Annotated in this window: 3 protein-coding genes; all 3 read left to right on the top strand. The window is 66.1% G+C overall.

Annotated features, from left to right (window positions below):
• The first annotated feature begins 160 nt into the window (after positions 1–160).
• From ACIPIA_RS12270 to cysN, 3 genes are read left to right on the top strand one after another with little or no spacing between them, the layout of a single operon-like run.
• Positions 161–985, top strand: coding sequence for a phosphoadenylyl-sulfate reductase (locus tag ACIPIA_RS12270; protein ID WP_400509884.1), 825 nt, complete (start codon positions 161–163; stop codon positions 983–985).
• Positions 982–1,884, top strand: coding sequence for a sulfate adenylyltransferase subunit CysD (gene cysD / locus ACIPIA_RS12265; protein WP_400509882.1), 903 nt, complete (start codon positions 982–984; stop codon positions 1,882–1,884). The genes ACIPIA_RS12270 and cysD overlap by 4 nt, the downstream gene beginning before the upstream one ends.
• Positions 1,884–3,530 (top strand): sulfate adenylyltransferase subunit CysN, encoded by a 1,647-nt coding sequence (cysN, locus tag ACIPIA_RS12260; RefSeq protein ID WP_400509880.1) that lies wholly within the window; start codon positions 1,884–1,886, stop codon positions 3,528–3,530. Before cysD ends, cysN begins: the two co-directional genes overlap by 1 nt.
• Positions 3,531–3,592 lie beyond the last annotated feature (62 nt).

Genomic DNA, 3,592 nt, shown 5'->3' with positions numbered 1-3,592 from the left:
TGGAACGATGGCTTGCGCGGCAGACGCAGCGTTCGCCAAAACAATCTTCTCTTGTAAAAGTGAAATAAGAAAAAACACGCTATCGCACGTGAATTGAGATTCTGCCCCAACGGGTATAGATTTTTCGTTCGATTTACCGAACGAACGACGTGGCAGGACAATGGCGAAAAGCCCCGCCCAGAATGAGATCGTGCAGGCCGAAACGGCTACGGGGGCCGGTCTCGCCGAAAAGCTCGTGCGCCGCGCTGGCGCATTGAACGCAGTACTCGCCGCGGATGATGTCCGGAGCCGGCTTGCCGGCATCGTCGCAGGAGCCGAGGGCGAGGCTGTCTTCACAACGTCCTTCGGGCTTGAAGATCAGGTCCTGACCCATTTCATCGCAACGGCAAAGCTGCCGGTCCGTTTCGCCACGCTCGACACGGGCCGGCTCTTCCCGGAAGTCTACGCACTATGGCAGGAGACCGAGGAGCGCTATGGCATCCTGATCCGCCCCTATTATCCGCGCCATGACGCGGTCGAGCTCTATGTCCGCCAGAACGGCATCAACGGCTTCTACGGCTCGCGCGGTGCCCGCAAATCCTGCTGCGATATCCGCAAGGTCGAGCCGCTGGCCCGTGCGCTGGCGGGCGCCGATATCTGGCTGACGGGCCTTAGGTCCGACCAGTCGGCCGCGCGCGGTGCCGTTCCGCTCGCGGAGGCGGATCTGGCGCGGGGCCTCGTCAAGGTCAGCCCTCTGGTCGACTGGACGCGCGAGCGCACGCTCGCCTTCGCCGAAGACAATGACGTGCCGATCAACCCGCTGCACGCGCAGGGTTTCGTCTCGATCGGCTGCCAGCCCTGCACCCGCGCCATCCGCCCCGGCGAGCCGGAGCGGGCCGGGCGCTGGTGGTGGGAGGACGACGCCGCCAAGGAATGCGGCCTGCATGTAGGCGCCGACGGAAAGCTGGCACGGGCCAGGGCCGTGCCGGTGGAGACGCGCGCATGATCCAGCTCAGCCATCTCCAGAAGCTCGAGGCTGAAGCCATCTTCATCATCCGCGAGGTGGTGGCGACCTGCGACAAGCCGGTGCTACTCTATTCGATCGGCAAGGACTCCGCTGTCCTGCTGCATCTCGCGATGAAGGCGTTCTATCCCGCCAGGCCGCCTTTCCCGCTGCTCCATGTCGACACGACCTGGAAGTTCCGCGACATGATCGCCTTTCGCGACGAAACGGCGTTGCGCCTCGGGCTCGACCTGATCGTCCACATCAACCGCGAGGGCGTCGAGGCCGGCATCAACCCCTTCGCCTCGGGCTCGCGCGTCCATACCGACGTGATGAAGACGCAGGGGCTGAAGCAGGCGCTCGACCTTCACAAGTTCGACGCCGCATTCGGCGGAGCGCGACGCGACGAGGAGAAGAGCCGGGCCAAGGAACGCGTCTTCTCGCTGCGCTCCGCCGAGCATCGCTGGGACCCGAAGAACCAGCGACCCGAACCCTGGCAGCTCTTCAACACCCGCAAGCATCGCGGCGAGAGCTTTCGCGTCTTCCCGCTATCGAATTGGACCGAGCGTGACGTGTGGGACTACATCGCGCTCGAAAACATCCCCGTGGTGCCGCTCTATTTCGCCGCGCCGCGGCCGGTCGTGCAGCGCGATGGTGCCTGGATCATGCGCGACGACGAGCGCATGGAACTGCGCCCGGGCGAGGTCATCGAGACCCGCATGGTCCGCTTTCGCACGCTCGGGTGCTATCCGCTGACCGGTGCCGTCGAGAGCGAGGCGGCGAGCCTGACCGATATCATCGCCGAGATGCGCTCGTCGCGGTCCTCCGAACGACAGGGCCGGGTCATCGACCACGACGGCTCGGGCTCGATGGAGCAGAAGAAGCAGGAAGGCTATTTCTGATGGGCTTTGCCGTCGCCAGGAACCTGGCCAAGAAGAAGGTGCCGAAGCCGGCACAGAACCTTCTGCCTGCCAACGATACGCCGGGCGTTTCCGAAACCGGCCAGCACACGCTTCTGCGCTTCATCACCTGCGGCTCCGTCGACGACGGCAAGTCGACGCTCATCGGCCGCATGCTCTACGAAGCCGGTGCGGTCTTCGATGACCAGCTCAGCGCGCTCGACAGCGACTCGCGCAAGTTCGGCACGCAGGGTGCCGCTCCCGATTTCGCCTTGCTGGTGGACGGCCTCTCGGCCGAGCGCGAGCAGGGCATCACCATCGATGTCGCCTATCGCTATTTTGCCACCGAGAAGCGCAGCTTCATCGTCGCCGATACGCCCGGCCACGAACAGTACACCCGCAACATGGCGACCGGCGCCTCGACGGCCGATCTCGCCATCATCCTGGTCGATGCGCGCAAGGGTCTGCTGCCGCAGACGCGTCGGCATTCCTTCATCGTGTCTCTGGTCGGCGTCCGCCACGTCGTGGTCGCCGTCAACAAGATGGATCTCGTCGATTACGACGAGGCGGTCTTCGAGAGGATCGAGGCCGATTACAGGGAGGCCGTGAAGGGGCTCGGCTTCGCCTCGATCTGCTTCGTCCCGGTCTCGGCTCGGGATGGCGAGAACGTCATGCGGCCGTCCTCTGCCATGCCGTGGCACGACGGCCCGGCCCTGCTGCCCTATCTCGAAAACGTCGCGGTCGTTCGCGCGGCTCCGCGCAACGAGAGCTTCATCCTGCCGGTGCAGTGGGTGAACCGCCCGGATCTCGACTTCCGCGGCTATGCCGGGACGCCGGTGAGCGGCCGCGTACGCGTCGGCGACCCGGTGGTGGCGCTGCCTTCCGGCCGAAAGAGCCGGGTCGCCCGGATCATCGGCGCTGCCGGCGATGGCGCGCAGGTTGCGGCGGGCCAGGCGGCGACGCTGACGCTGGAGGACGATATCGACATCTCGCGCGGCGATGTCATTGCCGCCGCGGAGACTGCGTTGCCGGTCGGCCGTGGGCTTACGGCTCGCCTGCTCTGGACGGGCGAACGTGCCATGATCGAGGGCGGCCAATTCCTGGTGAAGCTGGCGACGCAAAGCGCAGGCGCCACGGTCGAGACCTTGCACCACTGCATCGACATCGAGGGCTTCCGGCCGCAACCGGCGCAGAGCCTGCGGATGAATGGCATTGGCCTGGTGACGCTGCGGCTCGACCGGCCTCTGGTCTCGCTGCCCTATGCGCAGAGTCACGAGCTGGGCGGCTTCATCCTGATCGATCGTATCAGCAACGAAACGGTTGCCTTCGGCTTCGTCGAGCCGGGCGAGGGTGCGCCCCGGCAGATCGTCGGCGAGGGCGGTGTGCTGACACGGGCCACGCGTGGCGTCATCCGCATCGTGGGCCGGCGCGGAACTCCTGATAGAAGGGCTTGGCTTGCAGCGGTGAGCTGGCGTGTGCTGAGCACCGCGGGCCTTTTTGCGGCGGCTTTCGCGCTGACGCAAAACGCCCCGGCTTCGCTCGCGCTGGCCTTTGGCGACATCCTCCTGCGTCCGGCCCTGCGGGCGCTGCATATGCGGCTCTGGCGCAAGGTGCCGGCGGGAGCTCTGCAGGACGGAGCGGGGATCTGAGGAGCGGCGCCAGCGGCTTCTGCCGTCGGCGTCGGGGGTGTCGTGGCTGCCGTGGCTCGGCA

It is taken from the genome of Allobosea sp. CER48, from assembly GCF_044752385.1.
Classification (GTDB): domain Bacteria; phylum Pseudomonadota; class Alphaproteobacteria; order Rhizobiales; family Beijerinckiaceae; genus Allobosea.
This window is presented reverse-complemented; position numbering and strand designations above follow the sequence as displayed.